Source organism: Pseudomonas sp. BMS12 (assembly GCF_001592875.1).
Classification (GTDB): Bacteria; Pseudomonadota; Gammaproteobacteria; order Pseudomonadales; family Pseudomonadaceae; genus Aquipseudomonas.
Genome location: NZ_LSOF01000006.1, coordinates 146,611 through 167,206, shown reverse-complemented (window position 1 = coordinate 167,206; position 20,596 = coordinate 146,611). Strand labels below are relative to the sequence as shown.

The 20,596-nt window shown below is 60.9% G+C and carries 16 protein-coding genes; 11 read left to right on the top strand and 5 right to left on the bottom strand.

Going from position 1 to position 20,596, the window contains the following annotated elements:
* Nucleotides 1-9 precede the first annotated feature (9 nt).
* Nucleotides 10-2,292, bottom strand: a complete 2,283-nt coding sequence (locus AYB31_RS06815) for a heavy metal translocating P-type ATPase (RefSeq protein ID WP_068827075.1) — start codon at nucleotides 2,290-2,292, stop codon at nucleotides 10-12.
* Nucleotides 2,293-2,527: 235 nt separating this feature from the next.
* Between AYB31_RS06815 and cadR the strand changes: the two genes are divergently transcribed.
* Complete coding sequence (gene cadR / locus AYB31_RS06810; protein ID WP_068827074.1) at nucleotides 2,528-2,980, top strand: Cd(II)/Pb(II)-responsive transcriptional regulator; 453 nt, start codon at nucleotides 2,528-2,530, stop codon at nucleotides 2,978-2,980.
* Nucleotides 2,981-3,157: 177 nt separating this feature from the next.
* Here cadR and AYB31_RS06805 read toward each other — a convergent pair whose 3' ends face one another.
* The 4 genes from AYB31_RS06805 to AYB31_RS06790 form a co-directional block, all read right to left on the bottom strand.
* Complete coding sequence (locus tag AYB31_RS06805; RefSeq protein WP_068827073.1) at nucleotides 3,158-3,490, bottom strand: DUF2790 domain-containing protein; 333 nt, start codon at nucleotides 3,488-3,490, stop codon at nucleotides 3,158-3,160.
* 146 nt (nucleotides 3,491-3,636) lie between these two features.
* The gene (locus AYB31_RS06800; RefSeq protein ID WP_068827071.1) at nucleotides 3,637-6,786 is read right to left on the bottom strand and encodes an efflux RND transporter permease subunit; all 3,150 of its coding nucleotides are present in this window, start codon (nucleotides 6,784-6,786) and stop codon (nucleotides 3,637-3,639) included.
* On the bottom strand, nucleotides 6,783-8,243 hold the full coding sequence (locus AYB31_RS06795) for an efflux RND transporter periplasmic adaptor subunit (protein WP_068827069.1): 1,461 nt from the start codon (nucleotides 8,241-8,243) through the stop codon (nucleotides 6,783-6,785). The genes AYB31_RS06800 and AYB31_RS06795 overlap by 4 nt, the downstream gene beginning before the upstream one ends.
* Nucleotides 8,240-9,502: a TolC family protein gene (locus AYB31_RS06790; RefSeq protein WP_068827068.1), complete on the bottom strand. Its 1,263-nt coding sequence runs from the start codon at nucleotides 9,500-9,502 to the stop codon at nucleotides 8,240-8,242. The genes AYB31_RS06795 and AYB31_RS06790 overlap by 4 nt, the downstream gene beginning before the upstream one ends.
* A gap of 580 nt (nucleotides 9,503-10,082) precedes the next feature.
* Here AYB31_RS06790 and AYB31_RS06780 point away from each other — a divergent pair.
* From AYB31_RS06780 to AYB31_RS21370, 10 genes are all read left to right on the top strand, one after another.
* Entirely contained in the window at nucleotides 10,083-10,811 is a 729-nt protein-coding gene (locus tag AYB31_RS06780) for an AraC family transcriptional regulator (RefSeq protein WP_068827064.1), read from the top strand.
* 71 nt (nucleotides 10,812-10,882) lie between these two features.
* Nucleotides 10,883-11,779: a sterol desaturase family protein gene (locus AYB31_RS06775; RefSeq protein ID WP_236715512.1), complete on the top strand. Its 897-nt coding sequence runs from the start codon at nucleotides 10,883-10,885 to the stop codon at nucleotides 11,777-11,779.
* Nucleotides 11,780-12,135: 356 nt separating this feature from the next.
* The gene (locus AYB31_RS06770; RefSeq protein ID WP_068827062.1) at nucleotides 12,136-12,996 is read left to right on the top strand and encodes a DNA-binding protein; all 861 of its coding nucleotides are present in this window, start codon (nucleotides 12,136-12,138) and stop codon (nucleotides 12,994-12,996) included.
* A 490-nt stretch (nucleotides 12,997-13,486) separates the two neighbouring features.
* Nucleotides 13,487-15,076, top strand: coding sequence for a phage tail sheath family protein (locus AYB31_RS06765; protein WP_068827060.1), 1,590 nt, complete (start codon nucleotides 13,487-13,489; stop codon nucleotides 15,074-15,076).
* Nucleotides 15,077-15,087: 11 nt separating this feature from the next.
* Nucleotides 15,088-15,612, top strand: coding sequence for a phage tail protein (locus tag AYB31_RS06760; protein WP_068827058.1), 525 nt, complete (start codon nucleotides 15,088-15,090; stop codon nucleotides 15,610-15,612).
* Between the two features lie 5 nt (nucleotides 15,613-15,617).
* On the top strand, nucleotides 15,618-16,292 hold the full coding sequence (locus tag AYB31_RS06755; RefSeq protein WP_068827056.1) for a hypothetical protein: 675 nt from the start codon (nucleotides 15,618-15,620) through the stop codon (nucleotides 16,290-16,292).
* A 572-nt stretch (nucleotides 16,293-16,864) separates the two neighbouring features.
* Nucleotides 16,865-17,092: a hypothetical protein gene (locus AYB31_RS21375; protein ID WP_236715511.1), complete on the top strand. Its 228-nt coding sequence runs from the start codon at nucleotides 16,865-16,867 to the stop codon at nucleotides 17,090-17,092.
* Nucleotides 17,089-18,399 (top strand): DUF4255 domain-containing protein, encoded by a 1,311-nt coding sequence (locus AYB31_RS06745; RefSeq protein WP_068827052.1) that lies wholly within the window; start codon nucleotides 17,089-17,091, stop codon nucleotides 18,397-18,399. Before AYB31_RS21375 ends, AYB31_RS06745 begins: the two co-directional genes overlap by 4 nt.
* Nucleotides 18,396-20,288 (top strand): ATP-binding protein, encoded by a 1,893-nt coding sequence (locus AYB31_RS06740; protein ID WP_068827050.1) that lies wholly within the window; start codon nucleotides 18,396-18,398, stop codon nucleotides 20,286-20,288. Before AYB31_RS06745 ends, AYB31_RS06740 begins: the two co-directional genes overlap by 4 nt.
* A complete protein-coding gene (locus tag AYB31_RS21370; RefSeq protein ID WP_153020658.1) occupies nucleotides 20,285-20,548 on the top strand; it encodes a hypothetical protein in 264 nt (87 codons plus the stop codon). The genes AYB31_RS06740 and AYB31_RS21370 overlap by 4 nt, the downstream gene beginning before the upstream one ends.
* The last annotated feature ends 48 nt before the right edge of the window (nucleotides 20,549-20,596 follow it).

Here is a 20,596-nt window from a genome sequence, read left to right as displayed (position 1 = left end):
CCTCCATTCCTACTTCTTAAGCAGGCGCAGGCCGTTGAACACTACCAGTAGGCTGACGCCCATGTCGGCAAAGACGGCCATCCACATCGTCGCCTGACCCGTTAGGGTAATGGCGAGAAACAGAGCCTTGATCCCTAACGCCAGCACGATGTTCTGCTTGAGGATTGCTGCGGTCTGTTGGGACAGGCGAATAAAGGCTGGAATCTTGCGTAGGTCGTCATCCATCAACGCGACATCGGCAGTTTCGATGGCAGTGTCTGTGCCAGCGGCGGCCATGGCGAAACCGATTTCAGACTTCGCCAGCGCCGGCGCATCGTTGATGCCATCGCCCACCATCCCTACAACGTAGCCGCGCGTTTGTAATGCTTCAATGGCGTGCAACTTGTCCACTGGAAGAAGGTTTCCGCGTGCTTCGTCTATGCCTACCTGCTGTGCGATGGCCTCTGCTGTGTGCGGGTTGTCGCCGGTCAGCATGGTGGTTTTAACCCCGAGCGCGTGAAGCTCTTCAATTGCCTTGCGGCTGGAGTCTTTGACCGTGTCAGCAACTGCGAACATGGCAATGGCACGCTGCGGATTACATAGCACCACCACCGTTTTTCCTTGGCGCTCGAGACGTTCAAGTGTCGCTTCCAGCGCTGGTGAACAGAGACCAAGCTCTTCGACCAATCTGTGGTTGCCCAGGTGGAAGGTCGTGCCCTCAATGGTGCCTCGCACACCTCGGCCTGGCAGGGCTTCGAATCCGTCAACGGCAGAAAGCGTCAGCCCATTCTCCGCGGCATGCTTGGCTATAGCTTGCGAAACTGGGTGGTCAGACCGGCCGGCGAGGCTGGCGGCATGGGTGCGGTAGGCTTCCGAATCCTGCTCAACCAACGGCATGTAATCAGTCTGCACCGGCTTGCCGTGGGTAATGGTTCCCGTCTTGTCGAGAGCCAGGAAGCCAAGCTTGCCGCCGATTTCCAGATAGACGCCGCCTTTGACCAGAATGCCTTTACGCGCCGCCGCTGCCAGGCCACTGACAATGGTGACGGGTGTCGAGATGACCAAGGCGCAAGGGCAAGCGACGACCAGCAGCACCAGGGCGCGATAGATCCAGTCGTACCACGGCTCGGCCATAAACAACGGTGGCACGATGGCGACAGCCAGGGCGAAAAGGAATACGACGGGGGTGTATACCTTGGCGAATTGATCGACAAAGCGTTGGGTTGGCGCACGTGAACCCTGCGCGTCTTCGACGGCGTGAATGATGCGGGCCAGCGTGGTGTTGGCTGCGGCGGCCACAACGCGGTATTCCAACGAGCCGGCTTCATTGATCGTTCCGGCAAAAACCGGGTCGCCAATGGTTTTCTCTACGGGCAGGCTTTCCCCTGTGATCGGTGCCTGGTTGATGGTGGAGTTGCCGGCAGTTACCTCACCATCGAGGCCGATCCGCTCGCCAGGTCGAACCCTGACCAATGCGCCTAAGGCGATGGTTTTAACCTCAACTTCAAGCCATGAACCGTCGGGCTGCTGCACCGTGGCCCGCTCTGGAGTCAGATCCATCAGGCCACGGATAGCATTGCGCGCCCGATCCAGCGACTTCGCCTCGATCAGCTCGGCGACAGAAAAGAGGAACATGACCATGGCGGCTTCCGGCCACTGCCCTATCAGCACCGCACCGGTAACCGCGATGCTCATTAGCGCATTAATGTTCAGGTTACGGTTTTTCAGGGCGATCCAGCCCTTCTTATACGTCGTCAGGCCGCACAGCAGAATGGCCAGCAATGCCACGCCGGCCACACCCCACTCGGGAGCAAGCTCGGCGAAATGCAGTACTTCCGCCGATACGGCAGCCACACCTGATAGCGCCAAAGGCCACCAAGCCTTCTTGCGCGGCGCTGCTTGCGTTTCATCGTTTGCTGTTGCTGAACTCTCAACCACTGGCGTGAAACCAAGCTCGCGAATCGCTGCCAGTGCTGCTGGCAATGCTTCTGCTGTGTGGCTAAACATAAGTACGCGTTGAAGCAGGTTGAACTCCAGCGCGCTGATGCCGGGCACTGAGGAGAGCTTGTCGCGGATCAGCTTTTCTTCCGTTGGGCAGTCCATCTGTTCGATTTTGATGCGGGCTTGACCTTCAGCAGAGAGCGGCTCTGCCTGCATGCCCAGAGATGAGATCGCCGCTTCGATAGGAGAGGTCGACGGCAAGTTGTGCCATACACCGAGAATGCGATTGATCAGGTTGAAGTCGAGCTTATCTACACCTGCAAGCTTGCTCAGCTTGTCCTGGATCAGTGTCTGTTCGGTAGGACAGTCCATTTGCTGAATGCGGAAGCTGCTGAGCCTGAAACCTGCTACGGCATTCACTGTTGTGGCTGCAACGGAGGAGCACTTATTCGCGTCACCTGGGTCACAGCAGACATCCTTTGAAATCGCTTCAGGGTTGTGTTCGTTACCGCAGCAGCCAGCCATGGGGGTATCCTCATTGTTCAGTTGTGCAGAGTGAACACCCTGAAGCCACTACAGGGTCAAGCGTATGTCGAATAGGTATTGCATGAAAATTGGAGAGTTGGCCAGGCTTGCCGATTGCCAGGTTGAAACGGTTCGTTATTACGAACGCGAGGGGCTGTTGCCGGCTCCGGCTCGCAGCGAGGGTAACTACCGCCTGTACAGCAGTGAGCACCTTGAGCGACTTACGTTCATTCGCAACTGCCGAACGCTGGACATGACCCTGGACGAGATCAGAAGCCTGCTGGCTCTGATGGATCGGCCAGAGGAGAACTGTGAGGGTGTAAATAGCTTAGTGGATGAGCACATTGAGCATGTGCAAGCGCGCGTGACCAGCCTGTTGGCGCTGCAACAACAGCTGGTTGAGTTGCGCCACCGCTGCGCCTCTGAGCGGGGCGTAGATGAATGTGGAATTCTTCAGCGCCTAAACACCACCGGCGGAGTCAGTGCGCTTCCGGATGATGGGCACACCCATGTTGGGAAAAGCCACCATCATTAAGTGGCAGGGAAACTAAGGTGTAGTTTGGCGCTGAATAATCCGCTGTATATCTCACACCTGGTGCTGTTAGCGACTCGGTATTACCGAGCGCTCAAGGTATAGCGGCGCGCTTGCATTAAGGGTATGCAGGCTGACGTTGAGGGCTTTAGTATTCCATATTAAATGCAATCTGGATTTTTAGTTTTGGTTCCGGCAGCCAGTTCCGGCTATTCGGTATTCAAGAATACTCAGATTGCCGTTGGAATCCTCGTATGTCATTTGAGCCGGCATCACGCCACAGCTCGCATCCGTAGGGGTGCTGGCTACGACCTTGGCGATGTCAAGCTTCATGCCATAGCGGTAGTGAACGACTTCGGGACGATTCTTCCCGTTAGTCGCAGCATGCTCTTGCATGGCCTGTTCATTGGCTTGAATCATCCGACCATAAACACGATCAGCGCCACCTTCTGCCATGGCTGCAGAAGAAATAGCCATAATTGTAAATGCGGCAACAGCGTTGAGAGTTTTCATATTCAATCACTCCGTCCAAGTAGTAATTTGAATATACCCTCGCAACCTGTCACAAAAATGAAGTCAAAGTTACATCGTCGTAATGCGGTTTGTGCTGCTACTCAGGTGAGCCGCACTTGGAGTGCGGCTCACCTGAGCGTCTGGAGTTACAGCGCCTGCGGAGCGCGAACTTTTCCTGTGCGCTGTCTTCGCATCAGCCAGTAGGCTGCCGGCAAGACCAGCATGGACATCAGCGGGGCGGTGATCATGCCGCCAACCATGGGGGCGGCAATGCGCTTCATCACCTCTGAACCCGCTCCACCGCCCCAGAGAATGGGCAGCAGGCCGGCGATGATCACGGCAACCGTCATCACCTTGGGACGGACACGCAGCACCGCGCCTTCCCGAATGGCCTCAAGCAGGGCCGGATCACCGCTGCGTCCGGAGTCCAGCCGAGCATGCCAGGCGTTCTTCAGATACAACAGCATGATCACCCCGAACTCGGCCGAGACGCCGGCCAGGGCAATGAAGCCGACCCCAGTGGCCACCGACAGGTTGAAGCCGAACCAATAGAGCAGCCAGATGCCCCCCGACAGGGCGAAGGGCAGGGTGGCCATGATCAGCAGGGCCTCGCTGAAGCGGCTGAAGGTCAGGTAGAGCAGCACGAAGATAATCAACAAGGTCGCCGGCACCACCCAGGACAGCCGCGCATTGGCGCGCTCTAGGAACTCGAATTGACCGGAGTAAGAAACGGTCATGCCGGCGTCGAGTTGTACCCGCTCAGCTACGCGTTGCTGCAGCTCGCGCACGGTCGATGCCAAGTCGCGCCCACGGACATCGACATAGACCCAGCCGGACAGGCGCCCGTTCTCGCTGCGCAGCATCGGCGGCCCCTCGCTCAGGCTGACCTGGGCTACGGTGCCCAAGGTGATCTGCTGGCCGGCAGGGGTGAGGATCGGCATACGCCTTAGCGCCTGCGGACTGTCCCGCCACTCCTTGGGGTAGCGCAGGTTAATCGGAAAGCGGGCCAATCCTTCGACCGTCTCGCCGATGTTGCTGCCGCCAATGGCACCCGATACCACCGCCTGTACGTCGGCAATGCTCAGGCCGTAGCGTGCCGCGGCCAGGCGATCGATCTGGATATCCACATAGCGTCCGCCGGTGAGGCGCTCTGCCAGCGCGGAGCTCACCCCAGGTACGTCTTTGGCCACCGCCTCGATATCGCGAGTAATGCGCTCGATATCGGCCAGTGAGGTACCGGAGACCTTCACGCCGATGGGGCTCTTGATCCCCGTGGCCAGCATGTCGATGCGGTTGCGAATTGGCGGCACCCAGATGTTGGACAGCCCAGGGACTTTCACCGCCCGATCCAACTCCTCAATCAGCTTCTCCGGCGTCATTCCCGCGCGCCATTGTTCGCGCGGCTTGAATTGCACGGTGGTCTCGAACATTTCCAGCGGCGCCGGATCGGTAGCTGTCTCCGCTCGCCCGGCTTTGCCAAATACTCGGGCCACCTCCGGCACCGTGAGGATCATGCGGTTGGTTTGCTGCAGCAGCTGGGTTGCCTTGCTCGCCGGCAAGCCGGGCAGGGCCGAAGGCATGTACAACAGATCGCCTTCGTCCATGGGCGGTAGGAACTCTCCCCCGAGTCTGCTGAGGGGCCACAGACTGGACACAAAGACCAGCACGGCCAGCGCCAGGGTCACCTTGGGCCAGGCCAGCACCCACTCCAGCACCGGCCGGTATGCGCCGATCAGCCAGCGGTTCAAGGGGTTTTGCTGTTCGCTGGGGATATGCCCACGAATCCAGTAGCCCATCAACACCGGTACGAGGGTGACCGAGAGGCCGGCAGCAGCGGCCATGGCGTAGGTCTTGGTAAAGGCCAGCGGGCCGAAAAGGCGTCCTTCCTGGGCCTCCAGGGTAAAGACCGGGAGGAACGATAGGGTGATGATCAGCAGGCTGAAGAAGAGTGCCGGCCCGACCTCGGCCGCGGCTTCGCCGATGACTCGCCAGTGCGCCTCACCCTGGAGCGGCTCATTGGGGTGCCGCGCCTTCCAGGCCTCGATGTGCTTGTGCGCGTTCTCGATCATCACCACGGCGGCATCGACCATGGCGCCGATGGCGATGGCGATCCCGCCGAGCGACATGATGTTGGCATTGACGCCCTGGTAGCGCATGACGATGAAGGCCATCAGAATGCCCAGGGGCAGGGTGATGATCGCGACCAGCGACGAGCGCAGGTGCCAGAGAAAGATCAGGCAAACCAAGGCAACCACCACGAACTCTTCCAGCAGCTTGTAGCTGAGGTTGTCGATGGCACGGTCGATCAGTTGCGAACGGTCATAGGTAGTGACCACTTCGACGCCGGCGGGCAGGCTGGCTTTCAGGCTGTCCAGCTTGGTCTTCACGGCAGCGATGGTGTCCCGGGCATTCTTGCCGGAGCGCAGGATGACCACGCCACCGACCACTTCACCCTGGCCGTCCAATTCGGCGATACCGCGACGCATCTCTGGCCCCAGTTGAATGGTGGCCACCTGGCCCAGCAGCACCGGAATTCCGCTTGCCGAAGCCCGCAGCGGCACATTGCGAAAATCATCCAGGCTCTCCAAATAGCCCGAGGCCCGCACCATGTACTCGCGCTCCGCCAGCTCCAGGATGGCGCCGCCGGTTTCCTGGTTGGCGCTCTTCAGCGCCGCTTCGACCTCCTGCTGAGTTACCCCATAAGCCACCAACTTCTGCGGATCGAGCAGCACCTGGTACTGCTTGACCATGCCGCCGAGGGTAGCCACCTCGGCCACGTTGGGCAGGCTCTTGAGCTCGTACTTGAGAAACCAGTCCTGCAGCGCCCGCAGCTGGGACAGGTCATGCTGGCCGCTGCGGTCGACCAAGGCGTACTGGTAGATCCAGCCCACGCCTGTGGCATCCGGACCGAGGGTGGTGGTGACGCCCTCGGGCAGGCGTTCCTGGGCCTGGTTGAGGTACTCCAGCACGCGCGAGCGCGCCCAGTAGAGATCGGTGTCGTCCTCGAACAGCACATAGACGAAGGAGTCGCCGAAGAACGAGTAGCCGCGCACCGTCTTCGCCCCCGGGACCGAGAGCATCGTGGTGGCCAGCGGATAGGTCACCTGGTTCTCGACAATTTGCGGCGCCTGGCCGGGAAAGCTGGTTCTGATGATGACCTGGGTGTCGGAGAGATCCGGCAACGCGTCCACCGGCGTGTTGCGCAACGACCAGATCCCTAAAGCGGTGATGAACAGGGTCGCCAGCAGCACCAGGAAGCGGTTGCCTATCGACCAGTGGATCAGGCGCGCGATCATGGCTGCTCTCCTTGCTTGTCGAGCCGCTCTATTTGCAAGCCGGAGTCCGTCTGACGAGCGCCGATGCGTACGTGATCCCCGGGCTTGAGTCCCGCAGCCACTTCAGGGCTGGCCAGCGGAAATGCCATGGTCATGCCGGGCATGTTCAGACTCTCGAATGGACCGTGCTCCAGGGTGACCTCCTCGGCGTCCAGGGCACGAATCACGCCATGGGACTCATGGAGTTTCTTTGCATTGTTCTGCTCGACATGGCTGGCCACGACACCCTGGAGGCTGGCCTCCGAGTCGATCAGGAACTGGCCGGAGGTAACGACCGACTGTCCTTCCTCAAGACCGGACAACACCTCCAGACGCCCATCGGCCTCGCGGCCCAAAGTGATCTCCAGGGGGCGGTAGCGCCCATCGGCTTCGGCCAGCATCACCAGCGCACGCTTACCGGTGCGAATCACAGCTTCACTCGGGATCAGTAGCGCGGGTTGTTCGACGCTGCTGTTCAGGCGCACGGCGGCGAACATGCCGGGGCGCAATTTACCGGCGGGATTGGCGAGCTCGCTGCGCACCGTGAGCGTACGCGTCTGCGAGTCGGCACTCGGCAGCAAGGCGACGACACGACCTTGCAGAGGCTGTTCTGGGAAAGCGGTCAGGGTGGCGGTGATGCTCGCGCCAAGCTGAACCGCTCCAGCTTGGTCTTCGGGGATTGCGGCATCGAGCCAGACCGTGGACAGCCCGTTAATCCGCGCCAGGTCCTGGCCGGCTGCCACGGTCATCCCGGCACGCACTTCCAATGCCTGCAGCTCGCCGGCGATGGGCGTGGTGATGGTCTGAACCGCCCGTGGCTGGCCGCTGCGACGAACCTGCTCGACCAACGATTGAGGCATGCCAAGCAGGCGCAGGCGCTCCTGGGTCGCACTTATCAAGCGCGTGTCAGCGGTACGCAACACTGCCAGGAACTCCAGCTGGGCGGCAGACCATTCGGGAATCAGCAGGTCGACGAGGGGCGTACCGGCGGGCAATACATCGCCAGGGGCGTGTCCGTAGACCCGTTCGACGAACCCACCCGCTCGGGCCTGCAGGTTCGCCACCTCGCGCTGGTTATAGGCCAGGGAACCGACTGCCTCGATACCCGAAGGCAGCACACCGCGAGTCACTGGCGCGGTGCGCATCCCGAGGTTTTGCACGGCTTGCGAGGGCACGCTCAAGGTCGAGGAGTCCTGCCCTGCATCTGCGTACTTGGGGACAAGCTCCATATCCATGAAGGGGGACTTGCCCGGTTTATCGAAGCGCTGCTCAGGTTGCATCGGGTCATACCAGTAGAGCACTTTGCGCTCATCCGTCGGTGCGGGAGTTGGCATGACCTCATGGTTGGCCAGCCTCTCGGCCAGCCAGTAGCCACCGCCTGCCGCGGCAATGCCCATGGTCAGCAAAGCCGCGGAAAAACCTAATGCTGAAATCTTCATTGCAGGCCCTCCACATAGGCGTAGTACAAGCTCGCGGAGAGCTGGCTCAGCTTGCGCTGCTGTTCGATCTGTCGCAGCTGAGCCTCGATCAGTTCGCGCTGGGCGGTGATGACGGATGCCAGCTGAGTTTTGCCGGCCTGATAGGCGGCCAGCTCGAGATCGGCACGTTTGCTCGCCAGAGGGATCAAGGTTTTCTCGGTACGCGCCAGAGCTCTGCGTAGTTGCTCCAACTCGGCAATACCGCTTTCCAGCTCAGCCTGATGGGCGCGCAGCAGCACTTCCTGCTCGGCTTCCATTTGCGACACGCTCTGTTGCTTGGCGTTGATCTTGGGGCCCTGACGGGTGCCGACGAACAACGGCAGGTCGAAGGTAAACTGCACCATCACCATGTCGCCGAACTGGTTGTCGCGGTTGTTGTAGGCAAATTCTACGCCCCAGTCAGGTGTCTTCTCGGCTACAGCCTCATTCAACTCTGCACTGGCCTCGCCAACCCGGGCAGATGCGGCACGCAAGTCGGGATGCTGAGCCAATCGGTGCTGCAGATGGGGGGCGTCCAAGCTCAGGTTGGGTACATCTCCCGCCAGTAGCTGATCGGCTTCGTTGCCTATCCAGCGGCGCAGCTTGGCCCGAGCAATCGCCACGTCGCGATTCAGTTCATCCCGTCGATCTTGCAAAGCCAAAGCCTCCTGGTCGGCCTGCAGCAGTTCGCCAGGCTGAGCGCTGCCGCCGGCGATCAGCGATTGCACCGTCGAGCGGAGCAGCTCGATCTGACGGTCCAGTTGATCGAAGAGACCAACACTGTGCTCGGCGTAGTACACATCCAGCCAGCTCAATGCGGTCTGGCGTTTGACCTCAAGCTGCATGGCGCGCTGCTCGGCCTCGGCCCGGACAACGGAGGCCTCGGCCAACTGGCGGCGGGCCTGGCGTTTGTCACCATTGGGAACCTCTTGCATGAGCCCAATGCGGCGCATGGTCATCGAATCCCGATTCAGGGTGTAACGATCAGGCCCTTCGATGGGCAGGTTATCGATACCGAGAATCAGCTTGGGATCGGGCAGGGCGTCTGCGGGACCTACGGCCTGCTGTGCCGAGGCGACCTGTGCTTGTCGCGCCAGGTTCTCAGGTGCGCGCTGTTCGGCGAGCGCCTGCGCTCGTTCGAAGGTTAGGGGCTGCGCCTGTGCAGCAACCCAGGGAACTGCCAAGAATGCGGCAGCTAACACACCGAGATAGCCACGGCGTGGGAAAAGGAAAGCGGGCATGCTTTCGCCTCCAATGCGATTGATCGAGGTCGCCACCAAAAGCGTGGTCGCGACGATGCGCCTGGTTTAAAGGCGCGAAGATCACTGCATTAGACGAAACGAGGAGGGCGCCAGAGTCCTGCGGGCTCTCGCTTAATCACCGACTGGGTCAGCAATATCTCGGGGCGTGAGGGAAGAGGGGATATGCTCTTGATAACGGTGGTCTGGAGAAGTCCTCCGGTCTTGCATTCCTGGCCGGATTTGCAGGGGGACTTACTGGCCACCCCATCAGACTTATCCATTTGCTCGCAGCACGGAGCATCGGCCATTGCATGGCCCTGATGATCGGCGCTCTGCATCGGGCAAGGTTGTGCAGGCATGCTGAAAGCCATACCGCCGAAGGCCGGCAGCACGAGGCTAGCAATCATTACCAGGATCAATCCAATCCGACGCACAGCAATTCACCAGGCGGGGCGATAGGGCGACGATAGCAGATTGCCCCGGGGCATGAACGCTCGTTTTGGCGATAACAGCACTTCGTTGATTTGGATCAAATAGAGTGTCATGCAGGGTAGGGTGCCGAAAGCAGAGGAACTGTCAGGTGATTGCATCACAGAGTGCCAGCTGGCACGGCAAAGCCTGGGTATCTCCAGGTTTCGGGGTGTTTTTAGGGCAGGTAGGCAATCATGATTGGCATCGCCACATGGCTCACCAGATCACCATTGGTATCAACCGCGACTTGACGGTGACTACACCTGATAGCCACGTCACGGCCCGAGCCATTTGCATTCACGCGGGTGTCACTCATCGAATCGAAGCAGTTGAGGTTATTTCGATTTACCTTGATGCACTTTCTGAGGAGGCACGGGCATTCAATGCCTCTACGAGCATTTTGCCTATCGATGTGCAAAGCATTTTGTCTCTGCAGAGACTGTTGGCAACTCCCTGTATCAACGCACAGCAAATGCGGGGAGCGGTTCGCCAATTTCTTAATCTCACCGATCTGCCGATCATCGATTCACGGCTGCAACTTGTCCTTGAAGCCTTGAACGAGCCCGCCAATGGCAGACAAGAACTGGCAGACCTGATGCACCTGTCGACGACTCGTTTTTCTCATTGGTTTGTTGAACAGACTGGCTTGCCATTGCGCAGCTACCGTAAGTGGCTTCGCCTGGTCGCTGCGTTACAACTCATTACGGCTGGCCAAAGTCTGACAGGGGCCGCCCATGCTGCAGGATTCTCGGATTCCGCGCACTTTTCCCGCACCTTTCGCAGCCTATTTGGCCTCGATCCTTCTTCAGCTCTGAGCCAGGTCAGTCTCAGCAGCTGAGGTCAGCTTTTTTGTTCAAGCCAGAACCCTGGGGGCCGCCTAACGTAGGGGTATCAAGAAGAGGGGGCTGCATGATGAGCAATTGCTTCAGGTTTATGATCCGCTGGTTCAGCTATCCCGTCATATTTGGCGGTACGGCTGGCTGGATGATCTGGCAGCTTTACGAGGGCGTGCCATATTGGCCCAGCACAGCCCTGATTGCCGTAGTCGGAATTATTCCGGTCGCCATGCTGGAGCGTCTACAACCGTTCCGTCAGAGCTGGCTTACCGACCACGGCGATACACTGACCGATCTGCTTCACCTGATTGTGAATCTGTCCGTCATCCAGTTCACTGCTGCGATTCTGGCTCAACTTGGCGATTGGGTGCCTGATGCCGCGCGCACCTTTCCAACGGCCTGGCCTCTGTGGGGCCAGTTGCTCATCGTAGCCATGGTTTTGGATCTCAGTCTCTATGCCATGCACCGACTCAGCCACTATGTGCCGTGGCTATGGCGCTTACATGAGCCCCATCACAGTGCAGAGCGCCTCTATTGGATGAATGGCGAGCGTCGACATCCACTACACGCAGCGATAATGGCGGGCCCTGGACTCTTGGTGCTCTTCGCGATGGGGACACCTTCAGCTCTCGTCGCAACCTGGTTTGGCATCCTGACAGTACATCTCGCATTTCAGCATTCCAACCTGGACTACTCGCTAGGCTGGATGCGCAATGTGATTGGCGTCGCGGAGACACACCGCTGGCACCACAAACGGGAGTTCGAAGATGCTCAGGTCAATTTCGGCGAGTTCTTACTGCTGTGGGATCACCTGTTTAGAACCTTCTATGACGCGGCAGAAAAGCTCGGCGATGCCCAGGTAGGACTGCGAGAACGTGACTACCCGACTGGGTATCGGGCTCAACTGGTAGCTCCGTTTAAGCGGATTTCTCAAGCTTGTAGGATTCGCAAGACCCACTCGGCGCGCTAGCACAAAGCCCGGCGACCTGAAGCGCGGGGAGGCGCGGATACCCAATCTAGATACCAAAAGCGGATTCTATAATCGCTCTATAATCACTTTATAATCGACTATAAAGCTCATTCTAGAGGGCCCGGCGTTGCCTAAAAAGTCGATCAGCATGCTGCATGCATGTGTCTCTCAGGGACTGGACACAAGAAACCCCAAGGTGCGTTTGATCGGGAAGAATGCGCTACCGAGCACGTGCAGCTCTGGGCGATGCGGACGTCGACTCAGGCATTTCCACTTCAAGCGGTTACTATTCATGGATAGACCAACCTAAGCACCGTACGAGACGTGCGAGCTAAGTTCTATATTCGGCGAAAGAGATGGCGAAAGACGGCATATCGTTGAAGGAGGTGCGGAAAGCCCGAGACCAACTCCTCAGACAAAGATTGAAGCCAAGCGTCCGTAAAATCCTGACGAAGACTGGGGGCTCTAACACCATCCAGACGCAGTTGCTCGAATTTGAAACGAAGAGTAAGGGCGAGTCTTTCGGTGAACAGGGGATGCTCCAAGCATCTTTGCCGGACTCGCAAAGCCAACTCCAAGAGATGCTCCAGGAAGAGGTCGGCATTGCTCATACTGAGGCACAAAGCAAGATTGAGGTGTTACAGGCTCATCTGCGTATAGAGAGACTGTCTAATGGAACACTGCTGAATGAGCTCGCTCGCGCACTAACGGAGCATGAAAATGCCGATAGAGCCTTGACCAAGATGTCGGAGAGGCATGCCGAAGCTACCGAAATGGCTCACAGACTGAAGGAGAGACTGGATGCGAAAACGCGCGAGCTGACGTATTTGAATAACGAAGTCGTTAGCATGAAACAGATGCTCAAATTGCGGTCGAAGCAGCTTCAGGAGTCTGAGGAGCGCCAGCGAAGAGATTCAGTGGAATTTGCGAGACAGCAGGCAGCACACAAAAAGGTCTTAGCTGTTGCCGAAACGGAGTGCACAGCCCTCCTGAAACAACTAGCTAAAGAGGGGAAAGACAGATTAGCCATGAGCCTTGACTACTACTTCCTCGCTCATACGACGGAAGCGCAGATCGCCGACCGAGACAGGCAGCTGATCACCCTCAGTGAGGATTTGAAATCTGTGCACGATGAGCTCTCTAAAGCCCTCGAGCGCGAGATGGTGATGAATACACCTACAGATGGAGTCTCAAATTTACAGAATCATAGAGGATGATGTTTCAAATTTGTCTTCCAGACTGCTCACGAGAGGGGTGTTCACATGCATTCTGTTTCAAATTCACCCGATCACAAGGCTGAATTGAGGATCCATTGCTCTACATGCTATTTAACATAATATACATTATGCGAATCTATGGATGGCTATCCACCGCGCCGAGTCATCGCTTCTAGCACTAGCGTACAGACCTCTCGTCAGACTGGCAGTTTGACAGCATTGCGGCGTGGCAACGCTGTCCTAAGGTCTAGATAGATTCATCGGCCCTATGGCCAATCGGGCTCCAGCAGTCCGCGTTTGACGCCTAGTTTCAAGGACGGAAGCCTAGCTTTTTCCTCTCCGCCGCATTTGGGCCTGGACGCTCGTCTTTCCTGATTGCGCGCATTCGTATCGTCCGCATCGATCTCCTTGTGCACCGAGTGGTTTCATGCCCGGTTTGCGCGCCATCTTGTATTAGGCCGGGCAGCAGATTCTTCTGAGGAGTCCAGCCATGCCTGCAAACCTGAGTTACCCCGGCGTCTATATCGAAGAAGTACCCAGCGGTGTGCGCAGCATCACCGGTGTCGCCACCTCCATCACGGCCTTTGTCGGGCGCGCGCTTCGCGGTCCGGTCAACGACCCGGTTCGCGTGCAGAGCTTTGCCGAGTATTCGCGACTGTTCGGTGGCCTTTGGCAACCGAGCACCTTGAGCTATGCAGCGCTGCAATTCTTCCAGCATGGCGGCAGCGACGCCCTGATCGTGCGGGTATTCAACGGCGATATTGCCGCCAGCACGGCCACGCTTGAGCTGGAAACCGCGACCGGCTCGCTACTGCTCGAAGCCGCCAGCCCCGGCACCTGGGGTAACCGTCTGCGCGCGACGGTCGACCACGCGACCCGTGATACCAGCGATCTGCTGCTGTTCAACCTGCTGATCGAGGAGCTGGACCGCCCCGGCGGCAGCGCGACCGTGGCTTCGGAAGAGTTCCGCAACGTCTCGGTCGACCCACTCAGCCCGCGCTTCGTCAACACCGTGCTCAACGAACAGTCGGCCCTGGTCAGCGTACGGACTGCTGCACCAGCCGATGAAAGCCCGAATAACGGCACCGTCAGCGTCGCCAACCCGGACGGGACCGCGAGTGCCGCCGGCACCTTGGGTAGCGATGGCGTCGCCATCACCGATGGCCAGATCACCGGCAATCGCGACCAGCGCACCGGCATCTTCGCCCTCGAAGATGCCGACCTGTTCAACCTGATGTGCATCCCTCCCCTCACCCGCGATGGCGATCTCGTCGCCGCGACCTGGGCGGCGGCGGCGAGCTACTGCCAGGAGCGTCGAGCGCTGCTGGTCATCGACTCACCAGCGCTCTGGACGGCCAACCAGAGCACAGCCATCGCCACCGCCGGGACCGGGGTGAATGCGTTGCGCGCGGCGGTTGGCAATGACGATGCGATCAACGCCGCCGTGTATTTCCCGCGGCTGCGCATGCCCGATCCGCTGTCGGAAAACCGCATCGCCGACTTCGCGCCCTGCGGCGCAGTGGCCGGCATCATGGCCCGTACGGACGTGCAGCGTGGCGTGTGGAAAGCCCCGGCCGGCCTGGCCGCATCCTTCTCCGGGGTGCAGGGTTTCACCTACACCATGACGGACCCGCAGAACGGCGTGCTCAACCCCGTGGGACTGAACTGTTTGCGCACCTTCCCAGTGGCCGGCCATCTGGTCTGGGGCGCGCGCACCCTGGCCGGCGCTGATCTGCTGGCTTCCGAATGGAAATACGTGCCGGTGCGCCGACTGGCGCTGTTCCTCGAAGAAAGCCTGTTTCGCGGCACCCAATGGGTAGTGTTCGAGCCGAACCACGAGCCGCTGTGGGCGCAAATCCGCCTGAACATCGGCGCCTTCATGCAGGATCTGTTTCGTCAGGGCGCGTTTCAGGGCTCCAGCCCGCGCGATGCCTACTTCGTCAAATGCGACCGTGAAACCACCACGCAGAGCGATATCAACCGAGGCGTGGTGAACATCCTCGTCGGTTTCGCCCCGCTCAAACCCGCCGAGTTCGTGGTCATCAAGCTGCAGCAGATGGCCGGACAGATCGACGTCTAGGAGGACAGGCCATGGCCCAGTTCAGCGTCAATGCACAGCGTTTCGATCCCTACAAGAACTTCAAATTCCGGGTGAAATGGGACGGTCGCTACGTCGCCGGCATCAGCAAGGTTGGCTCGCTCAAGCGCAGTACGGAACTGGTCGAGCACCGTGAAGGTGGCGACCCCTCCACGTCGCGCAAGTCGCCTGGGCGTACCAAGTTCGAGGCCATCACCCTGGAGCGAGGGGTCACCCACGACACCGAGTTCGAGAAGTGGGCCAACAAGGTCTGGAACTTCGGCGCGGGGCTCGGCGCCGAGGTGTCGTTGAAGGACTTTCGCAAGGACCTGATCATCGAGGTCTACAACGAAGCCGGTCAGCTCGCCCTCGCCTACAAGGTGTTCCGCTGCTGGGTGTCCGAGTATCAGGCGTTGCCGGACCTGGACGCCAACGCCAATGCGGTGGCGATCCAGACCATCAAGCTGGAGAACGAGGGTTGGGAGCGCGATTACGACGTGACCGAACCGAGCGAGCCCAGCTTCACCGAGCCGGCCTGATCATCATGTCGCCGCTGAGCAGCGAACGCCTGCTGGCTATCTGGGAGCATGGCGTGATCCGCCACCCGCTGGATCGGGCGCTATTGCTGTACGCCCAGGTGCGGCCCGACCTTGCGCCCGACCAGCTCGCAGACCGCCCCCTGGGCGATCGCAATGCCGCCCTGATGCGCCTGCGCTGGCGCAATTTCGGCCCGCGCCTGGCGCTCTGGCTGGACTGCCCGAGCTGTGGCGAGCGCATGGAGTTCGAGCTGACGGCGGAGCAACTGCCCACGATGCTGGCTCCGCCGGAATCGGTTGAGGTGGATGGGCAGCTCTATCGCTGCCCCACCAGCCGTGATCTGGCACAGCTCGTCGGCTGCACGGATGTGGATACGGCGACGCGGCAGCTGGCGCAGGCCTGCGGTGCAAGCCCCGAGAGGTGTGCTCAAATCGAGAGCGCCATCGAGGCGGCCGATCCCTGGGCCGACCTGGCGCTGGAGTTTTGCTGCCCGGCTTGCGCGTATGTTGGCGAGGCCAGCCTGGATATCGCGGCCTATCTGTGGGAAGAGATCGACTGCAAGGCGCGGAGCCTGCTGGACGATATCCATCTGCTGGCCCAGGCCTATGGTTGGAACGAGGCCGAAATCCTTGCCCTCAGCGACAGTCGCCGCAGCGCTTACCTGGCGCGGGTGATGGCATGAGCAGCCTCTTTCGCAGGTTGGCCGGCCAGGCCCTTGGACGCCCCGCCGCGACTCTGCATGCAACGGTGAGCTTGCCTTTTCACAACCCCGGCGAACCGCCCTACGCCGCGGAACCTGACTTGATTGCGCCCGACAATAAAGAGGCTCAGTCCCGAACCAGGGCGGTTGCTCGTCAGAGTGCTGCGCCATCCGCACCTACCGCTACAACCCAACCCCGGCGGCAAGCAACACCCTTCCCAGAAGTGCTACTCGACGCTCCCGCACATGCTCAGGTGTCCGAGCAAGTGGGTGATGCGCGTAGTGCTCAAGCGAATGATGGCAGCCCGCATGTCGCTGGCCTGGAGCGGATGCAGCCACCCAGCGCCATCCAGGCAGCGACAGATGAACCTCCGACTATTTCGGCGCCGTTCGCCCCCGAAAGGCTCGTGCCGCCAACGGTGGCATCACCGCCAATGCAGGCCAGCGCCAAGATCAAGGCTTCGCAGCAGTCGAGCAGCCCTCGTGGCATGCGCATGCCAAATGTCGTCGCGGCGCCAGACGAACCGGCGCAAGCCACACGAATGGCACCGGACGTGCCTGAGCCCCTGCTCCCCCGGCGCAGCCAACCTGCCCCGGTTAGTGTGTCTGTAGCGCCCGCCAGCCCGCCTGCGCGCGAACCCGACGAGGTGCATATCCATATCGGCCGCATCGAGGTCACCGCCATCCGCGAACCTGCGCCACGCCCGCGCGAGGCGCGCAAGGGCCAGCCACCGTTGTCGCTGGATGACTACCTGGCCAAACGCAAGGGAGACGGCCGATGAGCACCGCCTTGGCGTTGGCCGGCGTCACTGCCGTGCTGCGCGACCGCCTCAACGATGGACTGGTCAACCATAACGTCGCCGGCGTGCTGGGCAGCACCGTGACTGTCAGCGTGCTGGCGCCTGATCGCGTGGTACCGGCGGATGGCACCGAGTCGAGCCAGCTCAACCTGTTCCTCTATCAGGTCATGCCCAACGCCAGTTGGCGCAACCAGGGCCTGCCCGCATACGACGCTGGCGGCCGGCAACGCGTGAGCAACCCGCCTCTGGCCCTGGACCTGCACTACCTGATCTCTGCCTACAGCGGCGGTGATCTGCATGCCGAGATACTGCTGGGCTATGCCATGCAACTGATGCATGAGTTTCCCATCATCACCCGCGAGATGATTCGCACCGCCCTCACCCCTTCACCGGATCTTGGCGTGGTGCTACCACCGGCCCTGCGTGCCTTGGCTGACTCGGGGCTGGCCGAACAGGTCGAGTTGCTGCGCATCACCCCGCTGACGCTCAATACCGAGGAAAGCTCGAAACTGTGGTCGGCGACCCAGTCGAGCCTGCGCCCCACGGCGGCGTACCAGGTCTCGGTGGTGCTGATCGAAGCCACCCGCCCTGCCCTCGCCCCCCTGCCCGTGCTGACCCGCGGCGAAGTGCATCCGGTTTCCGGGCGCGAGCGTGGCGTGCAGGTCTCCCCTGCTCTGGTGCCGGCTTTGCCAACCCTGGAGGCCATAGTGCCGGCTGGCAATCAGCCAGCCGCACGTCTTGGGCAGAACATCGTGCTGCGCGGCCATCACCTGGATGGCAGCGCGCGCGAGGTGCGAGTGAGCAACCCGCGCTACGAGGTCAGCGATATGTTGGCGGCCAGCGGGGCCAACTCCGGCGCGAGCATGGAGCTGCTGATACCGGTAGCACGCGCCGCCGACTTCCCGGTGGGCATCTATGAGGCAAGCGCGCGACTGGTGCGCAGTGGCGAAAGCAGCGCGCGGGAAAGCAATCGCCTGGCCTTCACCCTGGCGCCGGACATCACCAATCTGCCACAGAATCTGGCGCGCGACGATGATGGCGATGTCCTGATAAGCATCGACTTCACCCCCGAACTGCGTGCTGGTCAGCGTGTCAGCCTGCTAGTCGGCCAGCGCGAGGTGCTGCCACAGAGCTTTGCCGCGCCGACCGCAACGCTGGACTTCCTGATCGAACAGGCCGAAGTCGGCGAACACCTGCTGCGCCTACGTATCGACGGCATCGACAGCCCCATTGTCGACCACAGCAGTACCCCGCCAACCTTCCTCAATCAACGGCTGACCATCACATGAACGCCCCGGCTGCCCTGGACTGGTCGAGCGCCAATCAGCAGTGTCTGGTGGCCGAGTTCGCCCGCCTGCGCGCCTTGCTCGGCGCTGACGAAGAGCCGCCTGCGGAGACCTTCGTGCCTGGCGCAGAGATGAGCGCGCCACCCGCTATCGACACCCTGACCCAGCTGTTCGAATTGAGCGGTTTCGAACGTGCTCTCTTGCTCCTGGTTGCCGGCGTGGAGATGGATGCCCGCCTGGGACAGCTGTGCGCGCAGGCCAGTGGCCAGGTCAATCGGCCCTGGGCAAACTTCGCGCTGGCCATGAGCGCCCTGCCCGGCGCCCACTGGGATGCCCTGGCACCTACCGAGCCGCTGCGGCGTTGGTGTCTGTTGGAGGTGGACGAAAGTGCCGGTTTGACGGTCGGGCGCCTGCGCATGGACGAGCGCGTGCTGCACTACCTGGCCGGCCTCAACTATCTGGATCAACGCCTGCAACCGCTGCTGCAGGTGCTGCCGCCCGCGGGTCTGATGTGTCGAGCGCACATTGCAGTCAGCGCGGCCGCCAGCGCCAGGTTGCAAGGCGCCGTGGCCAGGCCGCGAACCGTCCTCCTGAGCGGCGATGATGCCCAGGGCCAGCAGGATGTCGCCGCCGACATTGCCCGGCGCCTGGGCGTGACCTTGTATGGCCTGCGTGCCGCGGACGTCCCCACAAGCGCCCATGAGCAGGCCGCACTGGCCACGCTGTGGCAGCGCGAGGCCGCGTTGCTCGGCAGCGCCCTGTTGATCGAGTTGCACGATAACGACGGCAAGACGCTCGAACGCTTTGTCGAACGTCTCGGCGGGATATTGATCATCGCCTCGCGAGCGCCAGTTCCATTGGATGGGGAGCATTTCAAGGTCGATCGCCCCGACGTGCCCGAGCAACGTCGCCTCTGGCGCGAGGCCCTGGGCCGGCGCCGAGACGAACTGACTACGATCATCGACAGTCTGGCCGGGCAGTACCGGCTTGGCGCTCGACGGATCGCCGCTATCGCCGAGCACCTTGCTACGCAGGTCGACCTGGCCGCCTTGCACTCTGCCTGCCGGGCCGAGGCCCCAGGCATGAGCGAGCTGGCGCAACTCATAGCACCGTGCGCCGAGTGGGACGATCTGGTGTTGCCCGAAACGCAGCGTCGGGTTCTGCAGCAAATTGCCGTGCATACCCGTCACCGCCTTACCGTGCACCACGACTGGGGCTTTGCCGACAAGGGGGCGCGCGGTCTGGGCATTGCCACCCTGTTCTGGGGCGACTCCGGTACCGGCAAGACTCTGGCTGCCGAAGTCCTGGCCAATACCCTGGGCCTGGCGCTCTACCGCATCGACCTGTCGGCAGTGGTCAGCAAGTACATTGGAGAAACCGAAAAGAACCTGCGCAACGTCTTCGACAGAGCCGAGGAACTAGGCGCCATCCTGCTGTTCGACGAGGCCGATGCATTGTTCGGCAAGCGCAGCGAGGTCAAGGACAGCCACGACCGCTACGCCAATATCGAAGTCAGCTACCTGCTGCAGCGCATGGAGGCCTATCGCGGCCTGGCTATTCTCACCACCAACCACAAGGCTGCGCTGGATGGCGCCTTCGCCCGGCGTCTGCGCTTCGTGGTGCACTTCCCCTTCCCCGATCAGGCGCAACGCGAAGCGCTCTGGCAGGGTGTGTTCCCGGCTGCCACGCCAGTGGAGCCGCTGGATTATCGCAAGCTGGCGAACCTGGCCGTGCCTGGCGGCACCATTCGCAACATTGCCCTGGCCGCCGCTTTTCTCGCCGCCGAGGCGGGCACGTCCGTGGGCATGCCGCATCTGCTGCGGGCCGCGCATATCGAGGCTGCCAAACGCGACAAACCGATTTCCGATGCGGAAACCCGGGGGTGGGTATGAGCCGCATCGTGCTGCATATCGACCGCCTGCTTTTGTGCGGTATCGATGCGCGGAACGCGGAAGCCTTTTCCGCCGCCTTGCAGGCCGAGCTACAGCGCCAGCTCGCGATAGCGGGCATGGCTGAAACGCTGAGCGGTATTGGCCATCTGGCGCGGATGAAGGCTGGTGAAGTGCGCAGCACAACGCCAGGTAGCGAAGGTCTGGGGCAAGCCATCGGCAGAAGCATTGTCCGCGGACTGCACCCAGAACATGACATTTAGCGCCCTTGCCGCCGCGAAGGGCTTGTTGACGACTCGGTTGTTGCTCTT